The organism is Kitasatospora sp. cg17-2 (assembly GCF_054031055.1).
This window is the reverse complement of record NZ_CM132923.1, coordinates 7,773,714-7,797,103: the sequence shown is the minus strand read 5'-3', so window position 1 is coordinate 7,797,103 and position 23,390 is coordinate 7,773,714. Positions and strand designations below refer to the sequence as shown.

At 75.3% G+C, this 23,390-nt stretch carries 17 protein-coding genes and 1 riboswitch; of the genes, 5 read left to right on the top strand and 12 right to left on the bottom strand.

Annotated elements, in window-relative coordinates; genetic code table 11:
- Positions 1-55 precede the first annotated feature (55 nt).
- On the bottom strand, positions 56-1,585 hold the full coding sequence (locus ACW14Y_RS32855; RefSeq protein WP_053644465.1) for a UDP-N-acetylglucosamine 1-carboxyvinyltransferase: 1,530 nt from the start codon (positions 1,583-1,585) through the stop codon (positions 56-58).
- A 159-nt stretch (positions 1,586-1,744) separates the two neighbouring features.
- Positions 1,745-2,878, bottom strand: a complete 1,134-nt coding sequence (locus tag ACW14Y_RS32850; RefSeq protein WP_402721733.1) for a cobalt-precorrin-5B (C(1))-methyltransferase — start codon at positions 2,876-2,878, stop codon at positions 1,745-1,747.
- A 126-nt stretch (positions 2,879-3,004) separates the two neighbouring features.
- Between ACW14Y_RS32850 and ACW14Y_RS32845 the strand changes: the two genes are divergently transcribed.
- Complete coding sequence (locus ACW14Y_RS32845) at positions 3,005-3,268, top strand: type II toxin-antitoxin system Phd/YefM family antitoxin (RefSeq protein ID WP_045939983.1); 264 nt, start codon at positions 3,005-3,007, stop codon at positions 3,266-3,268.
- Positions 3,265-3,525 (top strand): type II toxin-antitoxin system RelE family toxin, encoded by a 261-nt coding sequence (locus tag ACW14Y_RS32840; protein WP_380299379.1) that lies wholly within the window; start codon positions 3,265-3,267, stop codon positions 3,523-3,525. The genes ACW14Y_RS32845 and ACW14Y_RS32840 overlap by 4 nt, the downstream gene beginning before the upstream one ends.
- Before the next feature lie 99 nt (positions 3,526-3,624).
- On the opposite strand, the gene ACW14Y_RS32835 is transcribed toward ACW14Y_RS32840, so the two are convergent.
- From ACW14Y_RS32835 to ACW14Y_RS32825, 3 genes are read right to left on the bottom strand one after another with little or no spacing between them, the layout of a single operon-like run.
- Positions 3,625-5,139, bottom strand: a complete 1,515-nt coding sequence (locus ACW14Y_RS32835; protein ID WP_380299419.1) for a precorrin-2 C(20)-methyltransferase — start codon at positions 5,137-5,139, stop codon at positions 3,625-3,627.
- An 11-nt stretch (positions 5,140-5,150) separates the two neighbouring features.
- Positions 5,151-5,777 (bottom strand): precorrin-8X methylmutase, encoded by a 627-nt coding sequence (locus ACW14Y_RS32830; protein ID WP_030392140.1) that lies wholly within the window; start codon positions 5,775-5,777, stop codon positions 5,151-5,153.
- Positions 5,774-7,057, bottom strand: a complete 1,284-nt coding sequence (locus ACW14Y_RS32825; RefSeq protein WP_456984505.1) for a hypothetical protein — start codon at positions 7,055-7,057, stop codon at positions 5,774-5,776. Before ACW14Y_RS32825 ends, ACW14Y_RS32830 begins: the two co-directional genes overlap by 4 nt.
- A gap of 166 nt (positions 7,058-7,223) precedes the next feature.
- Positions 7,224-7,309: riboswitch (cobalamin riboswitch) on the top strand.
- A gap of 142 nt (positions 7,310-7,451) precedes the next feature.
- On the opposite strand from ACW14Y_RS32825, the gene cobN reads away from it, so the two are divergent.
- Together cobN and lnt are read left to right on the top strand one after the other, a co-directional pair.
- Positions 7,452-11,066, top strand: a complete 3,615-nt coding sequence (cobN, locus tag ACW14Y_RS32820) for a cobaltochelatase subunit CobN (protein ID WP_380386840.1) — start codon at positions 7,452-7,454, stop codon at positions 11,064-11,066.
- 86 nt (positions 11,067-11,152) lie between these two features.
- Entirely contained in the window at positions 11,153-12,769 is a 1,617-nt protein-coding gene (gene lnt / locus ACW14Y_RS32815) for an apolipoprotein N-acyltransferase (RefSeq protein ID WP_456984504.1), read from the top strand.
- An 18-nt stretch (positions 12,770-12,787) separates the two neighbouring features.
- Here lnt and ACW14Y_RS32810 read toward each other — a convergent pair whose 3' ends face one another.
- From ACW14Y_RS32810 to gdhA, 3 genes are all read right to left on the bottom strand, one after another.
- Positions 12,788-13,696 (bottom strand): NADP-dependent oxidoreductase, encoded by a 909-nt coding sequence (locus ACW14Y_RS32810; RefSeq protein ID WP_380386845.1) that lies wholly within the window; start codon positions 13,694-13,696, stop codon positions 12,788-12,790.
- Between the two features lie 116 nt (positions 13,697-13,812).
- Entirely contained in the window at positions 13,813-14,685 is an 873-nt protein-coding gene (locus ACW14Y_RS32805; RefSeq protein WP_380299374.1) for an AraC family transcriptional regulator, read from the bottom strand.
- A gap of 114 nt (positions 14,686-14,799) precedes the next feature.
- Positions 14,800-16,179, bottom strand: coding sequence for an NADP-specific glutamate dehydrogenase (gene gdhA, locus ACW14Y_RS32800; protein WP_380299373.1), 1,380 nt, complete (start codon positions 16,177-16,179; stop codon positions 14,800-14,802).
- Positions 16,180-16,501: 322 nt separating this feature from the next.
- On the opposite strand from gdhA, the gene ACW14Y_RS32795 reads away from it, so the two are divergent.
- Positions 16,502-17,197, top strand: a complete 696-nt coding sequence (locus tag ACW14Y_RS32795) for a GTP cyclohydrolase II (RefSeq protein WP_380299372.1) — start codon at positions 16,502-16,504, stop codon at positions 17,195-17,197.
- A gap of 36 nt (positions 17,198-17,233) precedes the next feature.
- On the opposite strand, the gene ACW14Y_RS32790 is transcribed toward ACW14Y_RS32795, so the two are convergent.
- The 4 genes from ACW14Y_RS32790 to ACW14Y_RS32775 all read right to left on the bottom strand — a co-directional run bounded on the left by ACW14Y_RS32790 (position 17,234) and on the right by ACW14Y_RS32775 (position 23,385).
- Complete coding sequence (locus ACW14Y_RS32790; protein ID WP_456984501.1) at positions 17,234-18,481, bottom strand: NAD(P)-binding domain-containing protein; 1,248 nt, start codon at positions 18,479-18,481, stop codon at positions 17,234-17,236.
- Positions 18,478-19,728: a carboxylate--amine ligase gene (locus ACW14Y_RS32785; RefSeq protein WP_380386850.1), complete on the bottom strand. Its 1,251-nt coding sequence runs from the start codon at positions 19,726-19,728 to the stop codon at positions 18,478-18,480. Before ACW14Y_RS32785 ends, ACW14Y_RS32790 begins: the two co-directional genes overlap by 4 nt.
- Before the next feature lie 196 nt (positions 19,729-19,924).
- On the bottom strand, positions 19,925-21,286 hold the full coding sequence (locus ACW14Y_RS32780) for a family 16 glycosylhydrolase (protein ID WP_456984498.1): 1,362 nt from the start codon (positions 21,284-21,286) through the stop codon (positions 19,925-19,927).
- On the bottom strand, positions 21,283-23,385 hold the full coding sequence (locus ACW14Y_RS32775; RefSeq protein WP_456984497.1) for a glycosyltransferase: 2,103 nt from the start codon (positions 23,383-23,385) through the stop codon (positions 21,283-21,285). Before ACW14Y_RS32775 ends, ACW14Y_RS32780 begins: the two co-directional genes overlap by 4 nt.
- Positions 23,386-23,390 lie beyond the last annotated feature (5 nt).

Sequence of the window (23,390 nt, the reverse complement as noted above, 5' to 3'; positions counted from 1 at the left end):
CGGGCACGCCGCCACCCGGCCCCGGGGTTCCGGGACCGGGCGGCGGGTGTCCGGATCAGATGTCGCGGAAGGTCTCGATCTGGGCGCCGATGGAGTTGAGGCGCTCGGCGAGGTCCTCGTAACCCCGGTTGATGACGTAGACGTTGCGGAGCACCGAGGTGCCCTTGGCGGCCAGCATCGCCAGCAGGATCACCACGGCGGGGCGCAGCGCGGGCGGGCAGACCATCTCGGCGGCACGCCAGCGGGTCGGGCCCTGGACCAGCACCCGGTGCGGGTCGAGGAGCTTGATGTCCGCGCCGAGGCGGGTGAGTTCGGTCAGGTAGATGGCGCGGTTGTCGTACACCCAGTCGTGGATCATCGTGGTGCCGTGGGCGGCCGCGGCGATGGCGGCGAAGAACGGCACGTTGTCGATGTTGATGCCGGGGAAGGGCATCGGGTGGATGGTGTCGATCGGCGCGGTGAGCTTGGAGGGGCGCACGGTGAGGTCGACCAGCCGGGTGCGGCCGTTGTGGGCGGGGTACTCGGGGGTGCGGTCGTAGTCGAGGCCCATGCCCTCCAGCACGGCGAGCTCGATCTCCAGGAACTCGATCGGCACCCGGCGGACGGTCAGCTCGGAGGAGGTGACCACGGCGGCGGCGAGCAGGCTCATCGCCTCCACCGGGTCCTCGGCCGGGGTGTAGTCGACGTCGCAGGTGATCTCGGGGACGCCGTGCACGGTGAGGGTGGTGGTGCCGACGCCGTCGATCCGCACGCCCAGCTTCTCCAGGAAGAAGCAGAGGTCCTGGACCATGTAGTTGGGCGAGGCGTTGCGGATGACGCTGACGCCGTCGTGGCGGGCGGCGGCGAGCAGGGCGTTCTCGGTGACGGTGTCCCCGCGCTCGGTCAGCACGATCGGCCGGTCCATCGGCGTGCCGGGCTGGACCGAGGCGTGGTAGGCGCCGCCGGTGGTGGCGACCTCCAGGCCGAACCGGCGCAGCGCGGTGAGGTGCGGCTGCACGGTGCGGGTGCCGAGGTCGCAGCCGCCGGCGTAGGGGATGGCGAAGTTGTCGGCGCGGTGCATCAGCGGGCCGAGGAACATCAGCACGCTGCGGGTGCGGCGGGCGGCCTCGACGTCCATGCCGGCCAGGTCGAGCTCGGCGGGCGGGGTGAGTTCGAGGTCGCGGCCGTCGTTGGTCCAGCGGCTCCTGACGCCGATGCTGTTGAGCACCTCCAGGATCCGGTAGACCTCCTCGATCCGGGCGACGCTGCGCAGGGTGGTGCGGCCGGTGGTCAGCAGCGAGGCGCAGAGGATGGCGACGCAGGCGTTCTTGCTGCTGCGGACGTCGATCGCGCCGGAGAGGGTGGTGCCGCCGGCGACCCGCAGGTGCATCGGGCCGGAGTAGCCGAGGGAGACGATCTCGCTGTCGAGCGCTTCGCCGATGCGGGCGATCATCTCAAGGCTGACATTCTGCTTGCCCTGCTCGATGCGGTTGACCGCGCTCTGGCTGGTGCCGAGGGCCTCGCCGAGCTGGGCCTGGGACCAGCCGCGGTGCTGACGCGCGGTGCGGATGAGGGTGCCGATACGGGTGAGGTAGTCGCCTGTCACTCGCCAGACGATATCTCATGACTGAGATAGCAACAGCGCCGACCCCGGCCCTGGCGCGACTTTTGTCCGTTTCTCACCCCGTATGAGCGTCAGATCTTCACACCATGGCGAACTTATCGGGACAGTCCTGGGACAGAACTCCCGGGCGGAGGACGGCCGTCAGGGCCCCAGCGGTTGCGCGCGGCCGACGATCGTCCCCGCCCGGTCGATGCAGACGACGTCCACCGCGACCGGCGAACCGCGCAGCACCCCGAGCGCGGTGGCCCGGGCCGCCTCGGCCACCAGGTCGCCCAGCGGCACCCCGGCCGCCCGGCAGAGCTGGATCGCCTCCAGACCGGTGTTGGCCGCCGCGACCGCCGCCGTCAGCTCCTCGTCGGCGCCGCCCGTACGGGCCAGCCCGGCCAGGTGGCCCTGGTCCACCCGGGAGCGCGCCGAGTGCAGGTCGAGGTGGCCGGCGGCGAGCTTGGAGAGCTTGGCGAAGCCGCCGGCGATGGTCAGCCTCGGCACCGGGTGGCGCTTGAGGTACTTGAGCACGGCGCCCGCGAAGTCGCCCATGTCGAGCAGCGCGTCCTCGGGCAGGCCGTGCACCGCCGCGGCCACCTTCTCGGAGGTCGAGCCGGTGCAGCCGGCCACATGGGTGCGCCCGGCGGCCCGCGCCACGTCCACCCCGCGCCGGATGGAGTCGATCCAGGCGGAGCAGGAGTAGGGGACGACGATCCCGGTGGTCCCGAGGACGGAGAGCCCGCCGAGGATGCCGAGCCGGGGGTTCCAGGTGGACCGGGCGAGCTCCTCGCCGTGGTCGATCGACACCTCCACCACCACGTCCCCGCTGCCGCCGCACTCGGCCGCGACCTCGGCGACGGCGTCCCGGATCATCTGCCGGGGCACCGGGTTGATGGCGGGTTCGCCGACCGGCAGCGGCAGCCCGGCCTTGGTGACCGTCCCCACCCCGGGCCCGGCCCGGAACACCACGCCCGCGCCCGGCTCCCCCGCCCGCACGGTGGAGCGCACCAGCGCGCCGTGGGTGACGTCCGGATCGTCCCCGGCGTCCTTCACCACCCCGGCCGTCGCCCGCCGCCCGCCGCCCGGCTCCTCGGCCACCAGCTCCGCCGCGAGCGCGAAGGCCGGCCGCTGCCCCTTCGGCAGCGTGATCTCCACCGGGTCCGGGAACACCCCGGTGAGCAGCGCCCGGTACGCGGCCTTGGTCGCCGCCGTGGCACACGCCCCGGTGGTCCACCCGTGCCGCAGCCCACTGCTCCGCAACTGCCCGGCCCGCCCACCGACCTCGCCCATGTCCCGCACCGTCTCCCTGCCGTTCGTCCGTCGATCGGACACCATGCTCCACCGCCGACGAGCCGACTCCTCGGCGGGGTCCGCGACCGCCTTGTGTACACATGGCACACTTCGTACACTCGGAGTATGAGCGAGCAGCCTGTGCAGACCGTTTCGATTCGCGAGGCCCGCGAGCACCTCGCCGACGTCGTCGACCGCGCGGAGCGGGACGAGCCGACCGTCATCACCCGGCGGGGACGGGAGGTCGCCGCCGTCGTCCCGATAGAGCTGCTGCGCGAGTACCGGCAGTGGGAGGAGCGCGAACTGATGCGCCTCATCGAGGAGCGCCGCGACGAGCCCACCTACTCGCTGGACGAGGTCATGGCCGAGACCCTGGCCCGGCCCGAGTGAAGTACAGCACGCGCTTCACCGAGTCGGCCCGCGGCGAGCTGCGCAAGCTGCCCCGGGCGACGGCGATCCTGGTCCTGCGCAAGCTCGCGGAGCTCGAACAGGACCCCTACGGCTTCCACACCACCGCCCTGGTGGGATCGCCCGACCACCGCCGTCTGCGGGTGGGCGACCACCGGGTGGTCTACACCGTCGACGGCGGGCTCCTGCTCGTCCTGGTGGTCCGGGTCGGCCATCGTTCCGAGATCTACCGCGACTGACGCGCGCGCCGCCGGCCGGGCTCCTTCCTTCCGGCGGCAGCCCGGGCAGCCCGATCCGCCCCGGTCCCGTCGGCGGGTCCGGGGCGGAGGGGGTGGGGCTCAGGCCTCCGGGTAGCGGCGGGGGGTCCAGGTGACGTCGGGGTGGGGGGAGCGGGTGACGTGCTGGGTCTGGGAGGAGCCGATCAGCAGGATGGTCCGCATGTCGACCTCGGCCGGGTCCAGTTCGCCGAGGGGCACGGTGCGGACCCGCTCGGTGGGGCCGCCGACGTCGCGGGCCAGCACCACCGGGGTCTCCGGGGCGCGGTACTCCAGCAGGAGGTCCCGGGCCCGGCCGACCTGGGTGGTGCGGGACTGCGAGCCGGGGTTGTACAGGGCGAGCACGAGGTCGGCCGAGGCGGCGGCGCGCAGGCGCTGCGCGACGACGTCCCACGGCTTGAGGCGGTCGGAGAGCGACACCACCGCGTAGTCGTGGCCGAGCGGGGCGCCGGCCCGGGAGGCGGCCGCGTGCGCGGCGGTCATCCCGGGGACGATCCGCACCGGCACCTCGCGGTAGGACTCCTCGCAGGCGACCTCCAGCACGGCGGTGGCCATCGCGAAGACGCCCGGGTCGCCGGAGGAGACCACCACGACCCGGTGGCCCCGGCGGGCCAGGTCGAGGGCGAACTCGGCGCGCTCGGACTCCACCTTGTTGTCGGAGCCGTGCCGGGTCTGGCCCGGCCGCTCCGGCACCCGGTCGAGGTAGGTGGTGTAGCCGACCAGGTCGGTCGCGGCGGCGAGGGCGCCGCGGGCCTCGGGGGTCAGCCAGAGCGGGCCGGCCGGGCCGGTGCCGACGACGGTGACGCTGCCCGGACCGCTCAGGTCGGGGGCCGGGGCCTCCAGCGGGGCGACCTTGCTGGGCAGCACCGCCACCGCGAAGTAGGGGACGCTGTCCGGGTCGACGGAGGCCAGCGGGGCCGTCCGCTCGCCGTCCATGAACGCCCGCTCGACGTACTGGGCGTCGGCCAGCCGGCCCGCCCGCTCCAGGGCGCGGCGCACGGTCGGGAAGGTGCGGCCGAGCTTCATCACCACGGCGGAGTCGGCGGCGGCCAGGCGCGCGGTCAGCTCCTCCTCGGGCAGCGTGCCCGGGATGACGGTGAGCGTCTCCTCGGCCTCGGTGAGCGGCTGGCCCAGCCGGGCCGACGCGGCGCTGACCGAGGTCACGCCGGGCACCACCTCGGTCGGGTAGCGGTGCGCGAGGCGCTTGTGCATGTGCTGGTAGGAGCCGTAGAAGAACGGGTCGCCCTCGGCGAGCACCACCACGTCGCGACCGGCGTCCAGGTGGGCGGCCAGGCGTTCGGCGGCCTCCTGGTAGAAGTCGTCCAGCGCGCCCCGGTAGCCGCCCGGGTGGTCGGTGGTCTCGACGGTGATCGGGTAGACCAGCTTCTCCTCGATCTGACCGCCCGTCAGGTACCGCTCGGCGATGGAGCGGGCGATCGAGCGGCCGTGCCGCGCGCTGTGGTACGCCACCACGTCGGCCTTGCCGATGAGTTCGGCGGCGCGGACGGTCACCAGCGACGGGTCGCCGGGGCCGAGACCCACACCGTAGAGCCGGCCGGTGGCCTGCTGGTCGGCCATCTGACTGTCCGTCATTCTTCTTCGCTCGCAATCGCGTTGATCGCCGCCGCGGCCATCGCGCTGCCGCCGCGCCGGCCGCGCACCACCAGGTGCTCCAGGCCCGCCGGGTGCGCCGCCAGGGCCTCCTTGGACTCGGCCGCGCCGATGAAGCCGACCGGGACGCCGATCACGGCGGCCGGGCGCGGGGCGCCGGCCTCGATCAGCTCCAGCAGGCGGAACAGCGAGGTCGGCGCGTTGCCGACGGCGACCACCGCGCCCTCCAGCCGGGGCAGCCACAGCTCCATCGCGGCGGCGCTGCGGGTGTTGCCCATCGCCCGGGCCAGCTCCGGCACGGACGGGTCGGTGAGGGTGCAGATCACCTCGTTGTCGGCCGGCAGCCGCTTGCGCGTGACGCCGCTGGCGACCATGTTCACGTCGCAGAGGATCGGCGCCCCGGCCCGCAGGGCGGCGCGCGCGGAGGCGACCGCGCCGGGCGAGTACACCAGGTCCTCGACCAGGTCGACCATGCCGCAGGCGTGGATCATCCGCACCGCGACCTGGGCGACGTCCGCGGGCAGTCCGGCCAGGTCGGCCTCGGCCCGGATGGTGGCAAAGGACTGGCGGTAGATGGACGCGCCGTCCTTCTCGTACTCGATCACGTGGTCCTCCGGGCCGCGGCGACCGCCGCGGCCATCAGCTCGTTCGTCACTTCCACGGCGGTGTCCCGCCCCTGCGGTCCGCCGGTCACCGCCACCCGGTAGCCCTCCCCGGTCGCCAGCACGTCCACCCGGCGTCCGGCGGGGTGGCCGCAGCGGCGTTCGCAGCCCGACCAGTGCACCGGCAGCAGGGCGGCGCCCGGCTGCGGACCGGCACCCCGGGCCGTGCTCCCGTCCAGTGCCCGGGCCGCGTCGGCCCGGACGTCGGACCGCGACTTCGCGCAGCCCGGCAGCCCGGTGCAGGCGCTCGCGCCGTCCCAGGCCGTCCCGGCCGCTGCCCCGGCCTCTGCCCCGACCCCGGCCCCCGTCCGGAAGCCGGCCGCCGCGAGCGCGGGCAGCCGCCCGGCGGGAGCGCCGGGCAGCACCACGCCGCGCCACGGGGTCAGCCGCAGCTCCCCCTCGGCGGCCTCCGCCAGCGCCCGCCACTGTCCGGCCGTCGCCACGCCGAAGCGCAGGCCCACGTGCAGCCCGCCCCCCGGCAGGGCGCCCAGCGGCGGACGGGTCCCGGCCGGCGGCGGCAGCGGCAGTTGGCCGGGCGGCAGCAGATCGGGCAGTTCGCGCAGGTGCCAGGCCCGCAGTCCGGCGGCGCGCTGCGCGTCCAGGAACTCCCGGGCCGCGTCCAGCGCCGCCGCGACCGCCCGCCCGGCCGGCACCGGCCGCGCGGTGGCGGCCCGGCCGAGGCGCAGCAGGGCGGTGCCGTCCGGGCCTGCGATCAATGTCACATCGGCGTCCAGCGCGGCGACGTCCCCCCGGCCGTCGTCCAGGGCGAACAGGAACTTTCCGGACAGGCCGGTCGCCCACGGGCTGGCGCACAGGGCCGCGTCGAGGGCGCGCGCCCAGGCCCGCACATCGGCGGAGCCCTCGGCGGGCCCGGCGCCGGGGCCCGGCGAGGCGACGATGTTGCGGACCCGTTCATGGGTGTCGGAGGGCAGCAGGCCGGCGGCCCGCAGCCGCTCGGCGAGTTCGCCGCCGCAGTCCGAAGCCAGGCCGCGCAGCTGGACGTTGCCGCGCGAGGTGATCTCCGCGCGGCCGTCGCCGAGCGCCTCGGCCGCGTCGGCCAGCGCCAGAACCTGACACTCAGTCAGCAGTCCCCCGGGCAGCCTGACCCGCGCCAGGGCGCCGTCGTCGGCCGTGTGCAGACGAAGGGCCCCGGGGCAGGCGTCCGAACGCGCCCGGTCGGGCACGGCGGCGCCCGGCACGACGGCGTCGGGTTCGGGAGGCATGGCGGCGAGCATACCGAGGATCGGACGGGTTGCCGCCGTACCGTCGATCACACCTCCGACCCCGTCCGCAGCGGCCGGAACCTGCTCTCCCCCAGGTCAGCCGCACCCCGTACGATGCTCGCGGACGGTCCCCGCGGACCGTCCGAACGCCAGCGACGGCGCAGGGGAGGAAACCGGTGCGAACCCGGTGCGGTCCCGCCACTGTGACCGCGCTTCACCGGGCCTCCGGGGAAGCGCGGGAGCCAGGAACTCCTGCCGTCCTCCACTGCCCGGGGCGCGGACCCCGAGGAAGGCTTGAAGCCATGCGCCGCCGCATGCCCGCGCCCACGTGGTGCTCCATGCCAGTGCCCGTGCGACTGTCCACGCCCGCCGTCGAGGCCGGGAGGGCCTTCGCATGATTCTGCTGCTGTCGACGTCAGACACCGACCTGCTCAGCGCCCGCGCGTCCGAGGGTCCGGTCCGCTACCGGCTCGGCAACCCGGCCCGGCTCGCCGCCGAGGAGCTGCCCGCGCTGCTGGAGGGCACCGAACTGGTCGTGGTCCGCCTGCTCGGCGGCCGCCGCGCCTGGCAGGAGGGCCTGGACGCGCTGCTCGCCGGCCCCCGCCCGGTGATCGTGCTGACCGGCGAACAGGCCCCCGACGCCCAGCTGATGGAGCTGTCCACCGTCCCGGCCGGCATCGCCGCCGAGGCGCACGCCTACCTGGCCCACGGCGGCGCGGCCAACCTCGCCGAGCTCGGCGCCTTCCTCTCCGACACCGTGCTGCTCACCGGCCACGGCTTCGCCCCGCCCGCCTCCGCCCCGGCCTGGGGCCCGCTGGAGCGCACCGCCCGCACCACCGAGGGCCCGACCGTCGCGGTGCTCTACTACCGCGCCCACCACATGAGCGGCAACACCGCCTTCGTGGAGACCCTCTGCCGCGCGATCGAGGACCAGGGCGCCCGGGCCCGCGCCTACTACTGCGCCTCGCTGCGCGGCGCCGAGCCGGAGCTGCTGGCCGCCCTCGGCGAGGCGGACGCCCTCGTCACCACCGTGCTCGCCGCCGGCGGCACCCGCCCGGCCGACGCCCAGGCCGGCGGCGACGAGGAGGCCTGGGACGCGGGCGCGCTCGCCGCCCTGGACCGGCCGATCCTCCAGGCGCTCTGCCTGACCTGGTCGCGCGCCCGCTGGGAGGAGAGCGACGACGGCCTGTCCCCGCTGGACACCGCCACCCAGATCGCCGTGCCCGAGTTCGACGGCCGGCTGATCACCGTCCCGTTCTCCTTCAAGGAGCTGGACGAGGACGGCCTCACCGTCTACGCCGCCGACGAGGAGCGCTCGGCCCGGGTCGCCGGCATCGCCGTCGCCCACGCCCGGCTGCGGCACGTCCCGGCCACCGAGCGCCGGCTCGCGCTGGTGCTGTCCGCCTACCCGACCAAGCACGCCCGGGTCGGCAACGCCGTCGGCCTGGACACCCCGGCCAGCGCGATCCGCCTGCTGGAGCGCCTGCGCGCGGAGGGCATGGACCTCGGCGACGACCTGCCGGGCCTGGACACCGACACCGACGACGGCCACGAGGGCGACGCCCTGATCCACGCGCTGATCGCGGCCGGAGGCTACGACCAGGACTGGCTCACCGAGGACCAGCTCGCCCGCAACCCGGTGCGCATCCCCGCCGCCGACTACCGCCGCTGGTACGCGACGCTGCCCGCCGCACTGCGCGAGCAGGTCGAGGAGCACTGGGGCCCGGCCCCCGGCGAGCTGTACGTCGACCGCTCGCAGAACCCGGACGGCGACATCGTGCTCGCCGGGATCCGCTCCGGGAACCTGCTGGTGCTCATCCAGCCGCCGCGCGGCTTCGGCGAGAACCCGGTCGCGATCTACCACGACCCCGACCTCCCGCCGTCCCACCACTACCTGGCCGCCTACCGCTGGATCGCCGCCGCGCAGTCCGACGGCGGCTTCGGCGCCCACGCCGTGGTCCACCTCGGCAAGCACGGCAACCTGGAGTGGCTGCCCGGCAAGACCGCCGCGCTGTCCGACGAGTGCGGCCCCGACGCCGTCCTCGGCGACCTGCCGCTGGTCTACCCCTTCCTGGTCAACGACCCGGGCGAGGGCACCCAGGCCAAGCGCCGCGCCCACGCCACCCTGGTCGACCACCTCGTCCCGCCGATGGCCCGCGCCGACTCCTACGGCGACATCGCCCGGCTGGAGCAGCTGCTCGACGAGCACTCCAACATCGCCGCGATGGACCCGGCCAAGCTGCCCGCGATCCGCGCCCAGATCTGGACCCTGATCCAGGCCGCCCGGCTCGACCACGACCTCGGTCTGGAGGAGCGCCCCGAGGACGACGGCTTCGACGACTTCCTGCTGCACGTCGACGGCTGGCTGTGCGAGATCAAGGACGCCCAGATCCGCGACGGCCTGCACGTGCTCGGCCAGGCGCCGGCCGGCACCGACCGGGTCAACATCGTGCTCGCCATCCTGCGCGCCCGGCAGATCTGGGGCGGCGTCAGCGCCCTGCCCGGCCTGCGCGAGGCGCTCGGCCTGGACGAGGCCGCGCTCACCCTCGGCGCCACCGACGCGGCCGAGGCGCAGGCCCGCGCCCTGGTCGAGGCCATGGAGGCGGCCGACTGGGCGCCCGAGGCGGTGGAGAAGGTCGCCGCCGGGCTGCCGGAGGCCGTGCACGAGGTGCTGGCCTTCGCCGCCACCCAGGTGGTGCCCCGGCTCGCCGCGACCACCGACGAGCTGGACGCCGTGCTGCACGCGCTCCAGGGCGGCTTCGTCCCGGCCGGCCCGTCCGGCTCGCCGCTGCGCGGACTGGTCAACGTGCTGCCGACCGGCCGCAACTTCTACTCCGTCGACCCCAAGGCCGTGCCCAGCAAGCTCGCCTGGGAGACCGGCCAGGCGCTCGCCGCCTCGCTGATCGACCGCTACCGGGCCGACAACGACGGCACCCACCCGTCCTCGGTGGGCCTGTCGCTGTGGGGCACCAGCGCGATGCGCACCGCCGGTGACGACATCGCCGAGGCCTTCGCGCTGCTCGGCGTCCGCCCGGTCTGGGACGACGCCTCGCGCCGGGTCACCGGCCTGGAGGCGATCCCGCTCGACGAGCTGGGCCGCCCGCGGATCGACGTCACGCTGCGCATCTCCGGCTTCTTCCGGGACGCCTTCCCGCACGTGGTCGCGCTGCTGGACGACGCCGTCCGGCTGGCCGCCGCCCAGGAGGAGGCGGACGCGGACAACTTCGTGCGCGCCCACGTCCAGGCGGACCTCGCCGTGCACGGCGACGAGCGCAAGGCCACCACCCGGGTCTTCGGCTCCCGCCCCGGCACCTACGGCGCCGGACTGCTCCAGCTGATCGACAGCCGGGACTGGCGCACCGACGCCGACCTGGCCGAGGTGTACACGGTCTGGGGCGGCTACGCCTACGGGCGCGGCCTGGACGGGCGTCCGGCCCGCGAGGAGATGGAGACCGCGTACAAGCGGATCACCGTCGCCGCGAAGAACACCGACACCCGCGAGCACGACATCGCCGACTCGGACGACTACTTCCAGTACCACGGCGGCATGGTGGCCACCGTGCGCGCGCTCACCGGCAAGGCGCCGACCGCCTACATCGGCGACTCGACCCGCCCGGAGACGGTCCGCACCCGCACCCTCACCGAGGAGGCGGCCCGGGTCTTCCGTGCCCGAGTGGTCAACCCGCGCTGGATCGAGGCGATGCGGCGGCACGGCTACAAGGGCGCCTTCGAGATGGCCGCGACGGTCGACTACCTCTTCGGGTACGACGCCACCACCGGCGTGGTCGCGGACTGGATGTACGAGAAGCTCACCCAGGAGTACGTGCTGGACCCGGTCAACCGGGAGTTCCTGGCCGGCGCCAACCCGTGGGCGCTGCACGGGATCAGCGAGCGGCTGCTGGAGGCGGCGAGCCGAGGGCTGTGGGAGCAGCCGGACCCGCAGCTGATCGAGCAGCTCCAGGCCGCGTTCCTGGAGACCGAGGGCGACCTGGAGGGCGACGAGGGCTGACCCGCCCTCGACCGTTGCTCCGTTCGAGTGATCACGGGGCATCACGGGGCTGGTGACGGGGCCGCGCCAAGCGGACAATACGGGGCATGCCGCGCCCTCCCCTGCTCACCGGCCCCGCCGGTCCCCCCGGCCCCACCGCCCCGGCGGCCGACGCCGCCCGCCCCGGCCGGACGCTCGCCCGGTACCGGCCCCGGCTGGCCGCGCTGGCCGCCGGGGCGCTGCCCGTGCTCGCCTTCCCGGCCCCCGGGGTGGCGGCGCTGGCCTGGGTCGCGCTCGTCCCCGGCCTGCTGCTGATGCGGGCGGCCCCGGGCGCCCGGGAGGCGGCGGTGCGCGGCTGGTGGTTCGGCGCCGGGTTCATCCTGACCGGGATGTCCTGGCTGACCGGCTCCATCGGCCCCGGACTGCCGCTGCTCGCGGTGGTGTTCGGGGCGCTCCAGGCCGGGGTGGGCCTCGCGGTGTGGCGGCTGCTGCGGCCCCCGCTGACGATCCGGCGGGCGCTGCTCGCGCCGGTGGTGGTCGCGGCGGTCTGGCTGACCACCGAGTACGCGCGCTCCTGGCACGCCCTGGGCGGGCCGTGGGCGCTGCTCGGCGCCACCCAGTGGCAGCACCCCGCCGTCCTGGCGCTGGCCTCGGCGGGCGGGATCTGGCTGGTCAGCGCCGCGGTGGTGGCGGTCAACACCGCCGTGGCGGTGGCGCTCACCGCCGTCGACCCGCGCCCCCGGGCGGTGGCGGCGCTGTTCGCGGCGGCGGTCCTGGCGGCCGGGCCGCTGCTGTTCGCGCTCCGGCCGGCGCCGCCGGCCGCGCCCGCGGACGGGACCGGGCCGGCCGAGGTGCGGATCGCCCTGGTGCAGCCGGGGATCGTGGAGGAGCCGGACGCCCGCTTCGAGGCGAGCACCCGGGCCACCGCCGCGCTGGTCGGACGGCCCCCGGTGGACCTGGTGGTCTGGGGCGAGTCCAGCACCACCGCCGACCTCGACCGCGACCCGGCGACGCTGGCCCGGCTGCGCGCGCTGTCCGCCGCCACCGGGGCCGAACTGCTGGCCGGCGAGGACGCCCGGAAGGCGGACGGGCGGATCTCCAAGGACGCCGTCCTGGTGTCCCCGGAGGGCGTGGTCGACCGGTACCGGAAGATCCGGCTGGTGCCGTTCGGCGAGTACATCCCGCTGCGGCCGGTGCTCGGCTGGGTGGCCGGGGTCAGCCGGGCGGCGGGCGAGAACCGGGCGCCCGGCACCGACCAGCACCTGCTGCCGGCCGTGGACCGGTCCGGCCGCGCGCTGCCGATCGGCACCCTGATCTGCTTCGAGTCGGCCTTCCCCGACATGGCGCGGACGGCCGCCCGGGCGGGGGCCAGGGTCCTCGTCTACCAGTCGTCGACCTCGACCTTCCAGCGCAGTTGGGCACCCGAACAACACGTCTCGCTGGCCGCGATCCGGGCCGCCGAGACGGGCCGACCGGTCGTCCAGGCCTCGCTGACCGGGGTGTCGGCCGCCTTCGACGCGCAGGGCCGGGAGCTGGCGCGGCTGGGTACCGACGGCACGGGCGCGCTGGTGGTGCGGCTGCCGCTGACGGCCCCGGACACGGCCACCTGGTACGACCGGGTGGGGGACGTCGTCCCGCTGACGGCCGTCCTGGTGACGGCGGGGGCGGCGGTGGCCGCGGGGGCCGGCCGGTGGCGGGAGCGGCGCGGGCCCGGTGCGCCCTAGGGCCCCGCGCCCCCGCCGTCAGCCCACTTCGAGGACCAGCTTGCCGCGCGCGTGCCCCGATTCGACCAGGGCCAGGGCCTCGGCGGCACGGTCCAGCGGGTAACGGGCGGAGATGTTCGGGTCCAGTTCCCCGGCGGCCACGAGTTCGGCCAGGGCGGCCAGGGTGCCGGGGGTGGTGGACCGGGTGATGTAGCGGCCGCCCAGCTCCTGCGCGGTGGTCGGATCGCTGGTGGAGACCAACCGGGACCGGTCGGCCAGGGTGACGGCGGCGGCCCGGGCGTCGTCCCCGCCGATCAGGTCGAGGATGCCGTCGACGCCGTCCGGCGCGACCGCCCGGATCCGGTCCGCGACGCCCTCGCCGTAGCGGACCGGCACCGCGCCCAGCGACTCGACGTAGCCGCGGTTGGAGTCGCCGGCCGTGCCGACCACGCGGATCCCCCGACTGCGGGCGATCTGCGCGGCCACGCTGCCGACGCCGCCGGAGACCCCGAGGACCAGCAGGGTCTGCCCGGCCCCCACGCCGATGTCGCGGACGGCGTCGTCGGCGGTCGCGGCCGCCACCGGCAGGGTGGCGGCCAGGTCGAAGCCGACCTTCGCCGGCTTCAGCGCGCTCGACCCGGCCAGCAGCAGTGTCTGTTCGGCGAAGGCACCCGCCGCGACCAGCCCGAACACCTCGTCGCCGGGGGTGAACCCGGTGACGCCGGGACCGATCCGCTCCACCACCCCGGCGGCCTCCGAGCCCATCACGAAGGGCAGTCGGCGCTCCCGGCCGAGCAGGCCGCGGCGGACCTTCCAGTCCACCGGGTTCACCCCGGCCGCCCGGACGGCGACCGCGAGCTGCCCCGGGCCGGGCTCCAGGACGGGCCGGTCCAGGAACTCCTGGTTCTCCGGGCCGCCGTAGTCGACGAATCCGAACGCCTTGGCCATGCCCGCTCCACTCTCCCGCTCGACGGCCCCCGCCCCAGCATGCGGGCGGGGGCCGGGGCCGGGCCGGTCCTGGTGGGCCGAACGGGCGGGCGGGGCGCTCCGGTGAGGCAGAGGTGTCAGCCGGCCGCCCGCGTCACCGGGATCCAGAGCTCGGCCTCCGCCTCCGCCGCCTCCACCAGGGCGCCGACCCGCAGGATCTCCGGGCCCGGCCGGAACTCGTACGGATTGGACGGGAACCACTGCGTGAAGACGTCCCGCCACATCTCCTGGAGCGCCTGCGGGAACGGCCCGACGGCCCGGAACACCGCCCAGGTCCCGGTCGGGACCTCCCGCGCGTCGAGGCCCTCCGGCACCTCGGCGTCCGGCTCCGCCGCCACCGCGTGGTAGTAGTCGAGCGGCACGCCCTCCTCGCGGCTGTCCGAGAAGAACTCGGTGACCGAGAGGATCCCGCGCGGCTCCTGCCCCGAGAGGGCCGCGATCCGCTCCACCTGCTCCGGCCCGATCCCGCGGATGAACTCCGCGATGGCCGGGTTGACCCCCTCGTGCACCAGCGGGACCCTGGCCCTGCGCCCGACGATCCTGAACGCCGGCTTCTCGACGATCCGGTACTCCATGCTGCTGCTCCCTTCGACGACGAGCCGGAAGGACATCCGGGGCTGGGAGACCAGCACCGCGCCGCGCTGCCGGGCCTCGCCCGGGCCGACGCCGTGCATCGCCCGGAACGCCCGGGCGAACGCCTCGCCCGAGCCGTAGCCGTAGCGGACCGCGACGTCCAGCAGGGTCCGCTCCCCGGCCAGCACCTCGGCCCCCGCGAGGGTCAGCCGCCGGCGCCGGAGGTACTCCGACAGCGGCATGCCGGCCAGGGCCGAGAACAGCCGCCGGAAGTGGTACTCCGAGGTGGTCGCGATCCGCGCGAGCTCACCCGCGTCGACCGTCCCGTCGAGGTGCTCCTCGATGTACTCCATGGCCCGGTTCAGCCGCTCCAGCATCCGCCCTGCCCCGTCCTTCCGTTCCTGTGCTCCTCACCGTAGGCAGCGGCCACCCGGCCGGACCCGACATCCCGTGCCCGCTCCGGTCGGGTGGCCCGCACCTGGCCCGTGAGGTCAGATCAGGCCCTGGGCCAGCATCGCGTCCGCCACCAGCTCGAAGCCGGCGATGTTGGCGCCCAGGACGTAGTCGCCGGGGCGGCCGTACTTCTCCGCCGTGGTGTGGCAGGAGGTGTGGATGTCGCGCATGATCGCGGCCAGCCGCTCCTCGGTCCGCTCGAAGGACCACACGTCGCGGGAGGCGTTCTGCTGCATCTCCAGCGCGCTGGTCGCGACGCCGCCGGCGTTGGCGGCCTTGCCCGGCCCGAAGGCCACCCCGGCCTCCTGGAACACCCGGACCGCCTCGGGCGTGGTCGGCATGTTGGCGCCCTCGGCGACCGCCCGCACCCCGCCCCGGACCAGGGCCAGCGCGTCCGGCCCGGTCAGCTCGTTCTGGGTCGCACAGGGCAGCGCCACGTCCACCGGGACGCCCCAGACGCCGGTGCCCTCCTGGTACTTGACGTGGCTGCCGCGCCGCTCGGCGTACTCGGTGAGGCGGCCGCGCCGGACCTCCTTGACCTCCTTCAGCAGGTCCAGGTCGATGCCCTTCTCGTCCACCACGAAGCCGGTGGAGTCGGAGGCGGTGACCACGGTCGCCCCGAGCTGCTGGGCCTTCTCGATCGCGTACAGCGCGACGTTCCCGGAGCCGGAGACGGAGACCCGCAGACCGTCCAGCTCCTCGCCCCGGGCGCGCAGCATCTCGGCGGTGAACAGCACGCAGCCGTAGCCGGTGGCCTCGGTCCTGGCCTGGGAGCCGCCCCAGCCGATGCCCTTGCCGGTCAGCACGCCGGCCTCGTAGCGGTTGGTGATCCGCTTGTACTGGCCGAACAGGTAGCCGATCTCCCGGCCGCCGACGCCGATGTCCCCGGCCGGGACGTCGGTGTGCTCGCCGAGGTGGCGGTACAGCTCGGTCATGAAGGACTGGCAGAAGCGCATGATCTCGGCGTCCGAGCGGCCCTTGGGGTCGAAGTCCGAGCCGCCCTTGCCGCCGCCGATGCCGAGGCCGGTCAGCGCGTTCTTGAAGATCTGCTCGAAGCCGAGGAACTTCACGATCCCGAGGTTCACCGAGGGGTGGAACCGCAGCCCGCCCTTGTACGGGCCGAGGGCGCTGTTGAACTCCACCCGGAAGCCCCGGTCGACGTGCACCCGGCCCCGGTCGTCGGTCCACGGCACCCGGAACATCACCTGCCGCTCGGGCTCCACGATCCGCTCGACGATCCGCGCCTCGACCAGCTCCGGCCGCGCCGCCAGCACCGGTCCGAGCGTCTCCACCACCTCCCGCACGGCCTGGTGGAACTCGGGCTCGCCGGCGTTGCGGCGGAGCACCTCGGCGAGCAGCGACTCGAGGGCGGGGTTCTCGGCGTCGTGGGACGACACGGGCACAGGGGTAGCCGGCATCTTGTGAGCACCTTCCATGGGGGTGGTCGAAAGACAGGCGCTCCCCCGCCCGGGGGGAGACGCCGGCGGTCCCCTCGCCATTGAGGGCGTCGCGGCGCGCCACAACACCGGCGCGGCGACTCCGGACCGCTCGCAGGCGTCAGTCTCGCACCGCTCCCCCGCGTTTGTCCGCCCCTATCGGGTCGCCGCCGACCTCGGCTTTCGGTTCGTGAGCGGGGCCAATCCTCCGTACACCTCCGGCCGAGCTGTTGTTCAAATTGGAACTACCTAGTACCGTCGGAGCCGAGTCCCAGGAGAACCGTCCGTCACGGAGGCCCAGCCCATGCCGCAGGTGCAGCTGCCCGAGCAGCAGAACAATTCCCCGCGGGCGCCGTTGGCCGCGGGCGCCCCGCAGACCGCCGACGGCGCCCGGGTCCGGTCCCGGGTCCGGATCCCGCTGACCTTCCCGGACGGCTACCGGGCCGAGGCGGAGGTGTTCACCTTCCACGGACTGACGGACGGGGCCGAGCACCTCGCCCTGGCCCTCGGCACCGTGCCGGAGGGCGGCACACCGCTGGTGCGGCTGCACTCGGAGTGCCTGACCGGGGACGTGTTCGGCTCCGACCGCTGCGACTGCGGGCCGCAGCTGCGCGAGGCGGTCGAGCGGATCTCCGACGCGGGCGGCTACCTGCTGTACCTGCGGCAGGAGGGGCGCGGCATCGGGCTCTACAACAAGCTCGACGCCTACGCCCTCCAGGACTCCGGTCTCGACACGTACGAGGCCAACACCGCGCTCGGGCTGCCGGAGGACGGCCGCGACTACACGGCGGCCGCGCAGATGCTCGGCGCCCTCGGGGTCGACGGGATCGAGCTGCTGAGCAACAACCCCGACAAGGACGCCCAGTTGGCCGCCCTGGGCGTCACGGTCGAGCGCCGGGTGCCGACCGGTGTGCACCTGTCCGGGAGCAACGTCCGCTACCTGCGGGCCAAGGTGGAGCGGACGGGCCACTCGATCGAGCTGTCCCGGCTGGTGGGCTGAGCCGGGCGCCGACGACGACGGTGCCGGCGGTCCCGCTCAGCGGCTCCCCGCCGGGCCGGCCGCGACCGAGCGGCTGATCCGCCGGGCCGCGAAGCCGGTGCCGCAGACGAACCGCATCAGCGGCCCGAAGGTGTCGGCGGCGGACAGCCCGGTGAAGTACAGCCCCGGCACGGAGGACTCGAAGCCGGCCGAGAGCCGGGGCGCTCCCCCGTTGCGCCGCTCGATCGCGTCGCGCAGCTCGGGCGAGAGGTGGTCGAGCCGCCCGACGTCCACCCGGTAGCCGGTGGCGGCCAGCACATGGTCCGCCTCCAGCTCCGGGGTGGTGCCGCGCAGTCCCAGCCGCACCCCGCCGTCGCCGCCGTCCGGGCCGCCGTTCCCGCCGATCCGCTCGGCCGCCAGCAGCTGGTGCCCGGTGAGCACCGGGAAGCGGCCCTCCAGGCGCTCGCGCAGCCACCAGCCGCCTGCCGGGCCGAGCACGGTGCGCACCAGCCTGGCCCGGGTCGCGTCCGGCAGGGCGCGGAACGCCCCGGTGGCCCGGCTGAACGCGGTGAACGACCAGCCGGGGCCCAGCGGTGAAGCGGGCTTGGCCAGCCGCACCGGCCACGGGCGGTCGGCGGGGTCGTCGCACTCCGGCGGCTCGCCGAACAGCAGCTCGCCGGTCCGGGCCACCAGGACGGGCTCGGCGCCGGCCTCGTGCAGCAGGGTGGCGCTCTCCAGCGCGGACTGTCCGGCGCCGATCACCGCCACCCGGCGGCCGCCGAACTTCGCCAGATCGGCGTGGTCCGCGGTGTGCGAGGCGAGACCCGCCTCGACCAGGGGGCGCAGCACTCCCGGGACCCGCGCGTACGGCGGGAACCCTCCGGCCAGGACCACGGCCCGGGCGGTGAACACCTCGCCGGTGTCCAGCGTCAGCCGGAAGCCGTCCCGCGCGCGTTCGGTCCCCACCACCGCGGCGCGCTCCACCTGGGGCACCCGGGCCCGCTGGAACCACTCGCCGTAGCGGACGAACTCGTCCAGCGGTACGGCGTAGCGGTCGCCCACCGGGGGCAGGCCCGAGGCGGCCCGGAAGTCGGCCAGCCGGTACCGGCCCGCCGGGTCGGAGATCGACGAGGCCCTCGGCAGGGACTTGAGGAACATCCCGGCGGGCATCCGGGTCCGCCAGCTCTCCATCGGGACGCCGAGGACGCGCGGTGGCAGGCCCCGGCCCGTCAGGTGGGCGGCGACGGCGAGGCCGTACGGGCCGGCGCCGACGACCGCGACGGGAACGGTGTGCGGAGTGGTCATGACGAGCCTCCTCTGGCTCGGACGGGGACGGTCCCGGCGACCCGGCGGATCGCCTGGCCGGTGAAGCGGACGGTCATGGCGGCCACCGGGACGAGGTCGTCGCGGCAGAGCCAGGCCCGCTCGGTGGACCGGCGCGGCCGCAGGTCGGTGGGCGGGTGGCGGTCGCGCCAGAGCGCGACGGCGGCGGAGAGCGCGTCCAGCTGGCCGACGCCGTAGTACCGGTCCAGCTGGGGTCCGCGTGGGACCGGCCGGCCGGTGAGCGACAGGTGGAGGGCCCGGACGACGTCCACGCCGTCCACCGTCTCGAACAACCGGAACTGGGCGCCGGCCCGGGGGTTGAAGTCCAGCAGCTTGTACCGGCCGTCGCGCAGGTCCAGCCGCCAGTCCAGGTCGGCGATGCCGCTGTAGCCGATCTGTCGGCAGAGTCGGGCGGCGAGGGCCGCCAGCTCGGGGTTGGCGACCGCGACCGCGCGGGTGGTGAAGCCGCCCGACGGCGGGTAGGAGCGCAGCTTGCGCCCGGTGAACAGGGCCAGGGTCTCGCCGCCCGGGCCGCAGCACAGGTGGGTGATCCAGTGCTCGGTGCGCGCGTCCGGCAGGTACTCCTGGGCGAGCACCGAGAGCGGGCCGTCCGGGGGGCAGTGGCGCAGCAGTTCGGCCTCGTCGCGCACCACCGTGGCGTGGCTGACCACGGGGTGGCTCAGCCGGGTGAAGGGGGCGAGGTTCTTCAGGACCAGCGGGTAGCCGCAGCGTTCGGCGGCGTCGAGCAGCCCGTCCCGGTCGGCGGGCGCGGCGCTGTGCGGCGCCGGGATCCCGTAGCGGAGGCAGTCGGTGTACAGGGCGCCCTTGTCGGCCAGTCGGCGCGGCAGCGCCGCGGGCACCGGTGGCAGCAGGAAGTACGGGGCGAGTTCGGCGGCGTGCTCGGCGAGCAGGACGGCGGCCTCGTCGTCGGTGGGCACGGCCACGCAGCGGCGGCCGGACTCCCGGGCGAGTCGGCGTCCGACGTCCGCGACGGTGGCGACCAGGCGTTCGGTGGGCTCGCGTCCGCTGGTGGGGCGGACGATGGCGCGGGTCAGGTAGCGGGAGAGCGCGGTCGGGGTGAGCCGGTCCTCCACGATCGCGCGCACCTGGACGCCTGCGCGGCCGAGGGAGCGGACGGCGCCGAGCGGTCCGTGCGCGAGCGGGTACCGGCCCACCCTGACCAGCAGGACCGGTGTGCTGCGGTCCAGTGCGGGGCTGGTGCGGTTCACGGTGTCGGCCTTCCTCTGGGGTGCTTCGGTGCGGCGGTGCAGCGGTGCTTCGGTACCGCGGTGCTTGGGTGCAGCGGTGTTTCGGTGCCGCGGTGCTTCGGTGCCGCGGTGCTTCGGTGCAGCGGTGCTTCGGTGCTTCGGTGCCGCGGTGCGGCAGTAGTTCCGATGCTCGGTGCTGCGGCGCTCTCCGGCGTGCTCAGTGCTGCCAGACGCCGACCCAGTCGACGTCCACCTGGGTCCGGTCGACGCCGGCCGGCGGCGACTGGTGGTACCCGACGGCCAGGTCGAGGATCACTTCCATCGGCACGGTCGGGATCACGCTCGGGTCGGTGACCTGGAAGACCTGCACGCCGTCGACGTACCAGGTGACGGCGTCGGGTTCCCAGTCGATCCCGAAGACGTGGTAGCCGCTGGAGAAGTCCGCCGGGCCGTGGGAGTAGTGGGCGTCGATGTTGGTGCCGTCGGGGGCCTCGGCGTGCAGGTTGAGGTCGGCGTACTGGTCGGTGTTGATGAACTCGGCGATGTCCAGCTCGGGCAGTCCGCCGCGGGTGCCGGCGGGGAGCAGCCAGAAGGCCGGGAACATGCCGGCCGCCTGGCCGGTGGTCTTGATCGCGGCGGCGAAGTAGCCGTAGGTGAAGGTCTTCCGGGGCGTGCCGTCCCACTGGTCGCGGCCGGTGGAGACCATGCCGGAGGTCCAGGGGTAGGTCTTGCCGTCGCTGCCGGTGGTGGCCTTGCGCTCGGCGGTGAGGGTGAGCTTGCCGTCCGCCACCGAGACCTGGCCCGGGAGGTACCACTGGTCCTCCTGGTTGCCGGCGTTGGTGCAGCCGCCGTCGTTCCAGTCGTAGCAGGTCGCCCAGGAGCCGTGGTCGAGGCCGGAGCCGTTGAAGTCGTCGCGGAACACCGAGTGCCACGGGCCGCCGGTCGACGGCGGCTGGTCGGCCCCGACCGGCAGGGGCGTGCCGGGGGAGGCGGCGGCCGGGGCCGACGCCGACGGGGCCGAGGGGTCGAACACGCTGCCGCCGCCGCTCCCGGTACTGCCGATGCTGCCGGTGGCCCCGCAGGCGGCGGACAGCGCGAGCACGGTGGCCACCGTGAGCAGCCGCCACCGGACCGGCGGTCGCCCGTCCGGCCGACGGTCCCGGTCCTGGCTCCGGTCCCGGTGCGGAAGGTGCGGGCGGTGCAGGGGGCGGCGCGGGAGGCGGCGCGGGAGGTGGCGCGGCAGCAGCGTCAGGACCGTGGTCAGCACCGCGAGCACCAGCACCGCGCGGGCGGCGCCGAAGGAGCCGGTGAAGAACAGCGCCTCCGCGGTCAGCACCGCGAACGCCACGCTCAGCGCGACCACCAGTCCGGCGGCGCTCAGCCGGTCCGGTCCCCGTACCGGCGCGGGGAGCGGGCGGGCCAGGTCCACGGCCGCCGCGCCCGGACCGGCCAGCAGGAAGGCGCCCACCACGACGGCCCGCAACGGCACGCCGACCGGGAGCAGCTGGGCCGCGAGGGCGCACCAGCCGCCCAGCGCCGGGAGGAGGCGGTAGGGGGTCCACGGTCGGGCGGGGGTCATGGCGTGCTCCCTCCGGCGGGGGCGACCGCGCCGCCCCCGGCGTCGGAATCGGTGTACTGGTAGACGACGGCGTCCTGGTTGGCGTAGACGCGCCGCAGCGTGGGCTCGGCCGCCGCGGCGGCCGCCAGGCCTTGGACGGCGGAGGCCGGCAGCAGGCCGGTCAGCTCGCAGTCGAGCACCTGGCCCCGGGTGAGAACGAGGTAGGTGGGGCCGCCGGCCGGGTTGGGGGCGGACAGCGCGCCGCGCAGGGCGTCGCCCGGGTCCGCCGCCAGGTGCCGCAGGTCCTCGCCGGCGGCGTCGCCGAGCACCAGCCGGTCGTGGGTGTCGTAGTTCAGTTCGCCGCCCGGTTCGTTGGCGGTCAGCGAGATGATCCGGGAGCCCGCGGGGGTCTCGGCGACGTAGCGCACCGCCGCGACCTCCTGCGGCGTGAAGTAGTTCATCGCCTCCTTGCTGTAGTACCCGAAGAGGGTGCCGGTGAGGAGGCCGAGCAGCAGCACGGCGCAGACGCCGGTCCGCAGCGGGCCGCCGGGGCCGCCGACCGGCCGGGGCGGGGTGCCGGGCGGGAGGGCGTCCTCCGCGCGGGTGGCGGCCCGGTGGCCCCAGAGCAGCGCGGCGGCGAGGAAGGCGGCGGCCGGGAGGGCGAACAGGTAGGCCCGGAAGAGCATTTCGCCGTCGTAGGCGTTGGCCAGCAGGACCAGGACCGGCGCCGCCAGCAGCGGCAGCAGGCCGACCCGGCGCACCCACCGGTGGCGCAGGGCGCCCGCCAGGGCCAGCAGGAGGACGGCGGCGGTGAGGCCCCGGTCGGCCCAGGAGGCGAGGATCTGGCCGAAGGGCGCCTCGCCGAGCCGGGCGAGGCCGGCCACCGCGTTGTGGTCCGGGGAGCCGAGGGCGGAGATCAGGCCGCTCAGGTTCGCGGACACGAACGGCCGGGCGACGGTGGCGTCCCAGAGCACGGTCAGCCCGACCACGGCGGCCAGCACCGGCAGGACGGTGCGGCGGTTGCGGCGGCCCAGGGCCAGCAGGAGCAGGCTCGCGGCCAGCATGACCGGGGTGAGCTGGTGGGAGGAGACGATCGCGGCGATCAGCACCAGCAGCAGGGCGAACGGCGCCGCCCGCCAGCCGGCCCGCGAGGACACGTCGAGGACCGACCCGAGGGCCCGGGCGCCGACGGGTCCCGCGGGGCCGGCGGCGCCCGCAGGTCCGGCGGCGCCCGCAGGTCCGGCAGGGCCGGCAGCATTCGCGGGGCCGGCGGCGCTCGCGGGGCCCGCGGGTCCGGCGGCCGCCGCCCCGGCGAGCCGGCGCCGCGCCGCCAGCCGGTTCACCACCAGGGCGATCACGGTCAGGTGGAGCAGGTAGGCGAGGGCCTGCGGGGAGAAGTAGTCCTGGCCCACCCAGGCGGTCGCGTAGTAGAGCCAGATCCCGCCCCAGATCAGCCGCCGGTCGGTGGTGAAGCTCCGGTAGAGCAGCAGCAGCGGGCCGAGCAGCAGGACGTTGGTGATCACGGGGTACCAGGAGGCGTACCCCAGCACGGAGTCCAGGCCGGTGGCGCGCAGGACCAGCGCGTGGAACTCGAAGAAGCCCGGCCACTGGTTGTAGACGTCCAGCTTGCCCGCGCCGGGCACCGCCCCGCCGTGGCGCAGCATGGTGTCGATGATCGCGACGTGCTTCCAGGCCCAGGCGTAGCGCAGGGTCGGGTAGAGCAGGCTCGGCGTCGCGTGGATCATCAGGATCAGGGCCAGCACGTAGGCGCCCGCCCACCGGTGGCGGACCACCGGGGCGCGCAGGACGGCCACGAAGCCGACGGTGAGCAGGACGGGGACCGCGTACCAGAGCGGGGGCAGGGCCTGCAGCAGGCCGAGGTCGCCCATCCGGGAGAGCCGGACGCCGGGCAGGGCGGCCAGCCAGAGGGCGGTCGCGACCGGCAGCGCGCAGAGGGCCACCCAGCCGGACGGGCGGGTCGGGGCCGCCGCGGCGAGGGCCGCGCGCGGTCCGGCCGTCCGCCGGGCGGGGCCGGCGGCGGGGTCGGGGTGGACGGGGGTTCGGGGGGCCGGTGTCCGCGGGTCGGGTCGGACGTCTTCACGTTCCGGGGCGTCGGTCACGGCGA

What these genes read in the sequence shown, in the direction of transcription:
- ACW14Y_RS32850 (WP_402721733.1), bottom strand. Translation starts at nt 2,878, where the DNA reads ATGGGCGAGGTCGGTGGGCGGGCCGGGCAGTTGCGGAGCAGTGGGCTG.
- ACW14Y_RS32845 (WP_045939983.1), top strand. Translation starts at nt 3,005, where the DNA reads ATGAGCGAGCAGCCTGTGCAGACCGTTTCGATTCGCGAGGCCCGCGAG.
- ACW14Y_RS32835 (WP_380299419.1), bottom strand. Translation starts at nt 5,139, where the DNA reads ATGGCCGACCAGCAGGCCACCGGCCGGCTCTACGGTGTGGGTCTCGGC.
- ACW14Y_RS32825 (WP_456984505.1), bottom strand. Translation starts at nt 7,057, where the DNA reads ATGCCTCCCGAACCCGACGCCGTCGTGCCGGGCGCCGCCGTGCCCGAC.
- cobN (WP_380386840.1), top strand. Translation starts at nt 7,452, where the DNA reads ATGATTCTGCTGCTGTCGACGTCAGACACCGACCTGCTCAGCGCCCGC.
- lnt (WP_456984504.1), top strand. Translation starts at nt 11,153, where the DNA reads ATGCCGCGCCCTCCCCTGCTCACCGGCCCCGCCGGTCCCCCCGGCCCC.
- ACW14Y_RS32810 (WP_380386845.1), bottom strand. Translation starts at nt 13,696, where the DNA reads ATGGCCAAGGCGTTCGGATTCGTCGACTACGGCGGCCCGGAGAACCAG.
- ACW14Y_RS32805 (WP_380299374.1), bottom strand. Translation starts at nt 14,685, where the DNA reads ATGCTGGAGCGGCTGAACCGGGCCATGGAGTACATCGAGGAGCACCTC.
- gdhA (WP_380299373.1), bottom strand. Translation starts at nt 16,179, where the DNA reads ATGCCGGCTACCCCTGTGCCCGTGTCGTCCCACGACGCCGAGAACCCC.
- ACW14Y_RS32795 (WP_380299372.1), top strand. Translation starts at nt 16,502, where the DNA reads ATGCCGCAGGTGCAGCTGCCCGAGCAGCAGAACAATTCCCCGCGGGCG.
- ACW14Y_RS32790 (WP_456984501.1), bottom strand. Translation starts at nt 18,481, where the DNA reads ATGACCACTCCGCACACCGTTCCCGTCGCGGTCGTCGGCGCCGGCCCG.
- ACW14Y_RS32780 (WP_456984498.1), bottom strand. Translation starts at nt 21,286, where the DNA reads ATGACCCCCGCCCGACCGTGGACCCCCTACCGCCTCCTCCCGGCGCTG.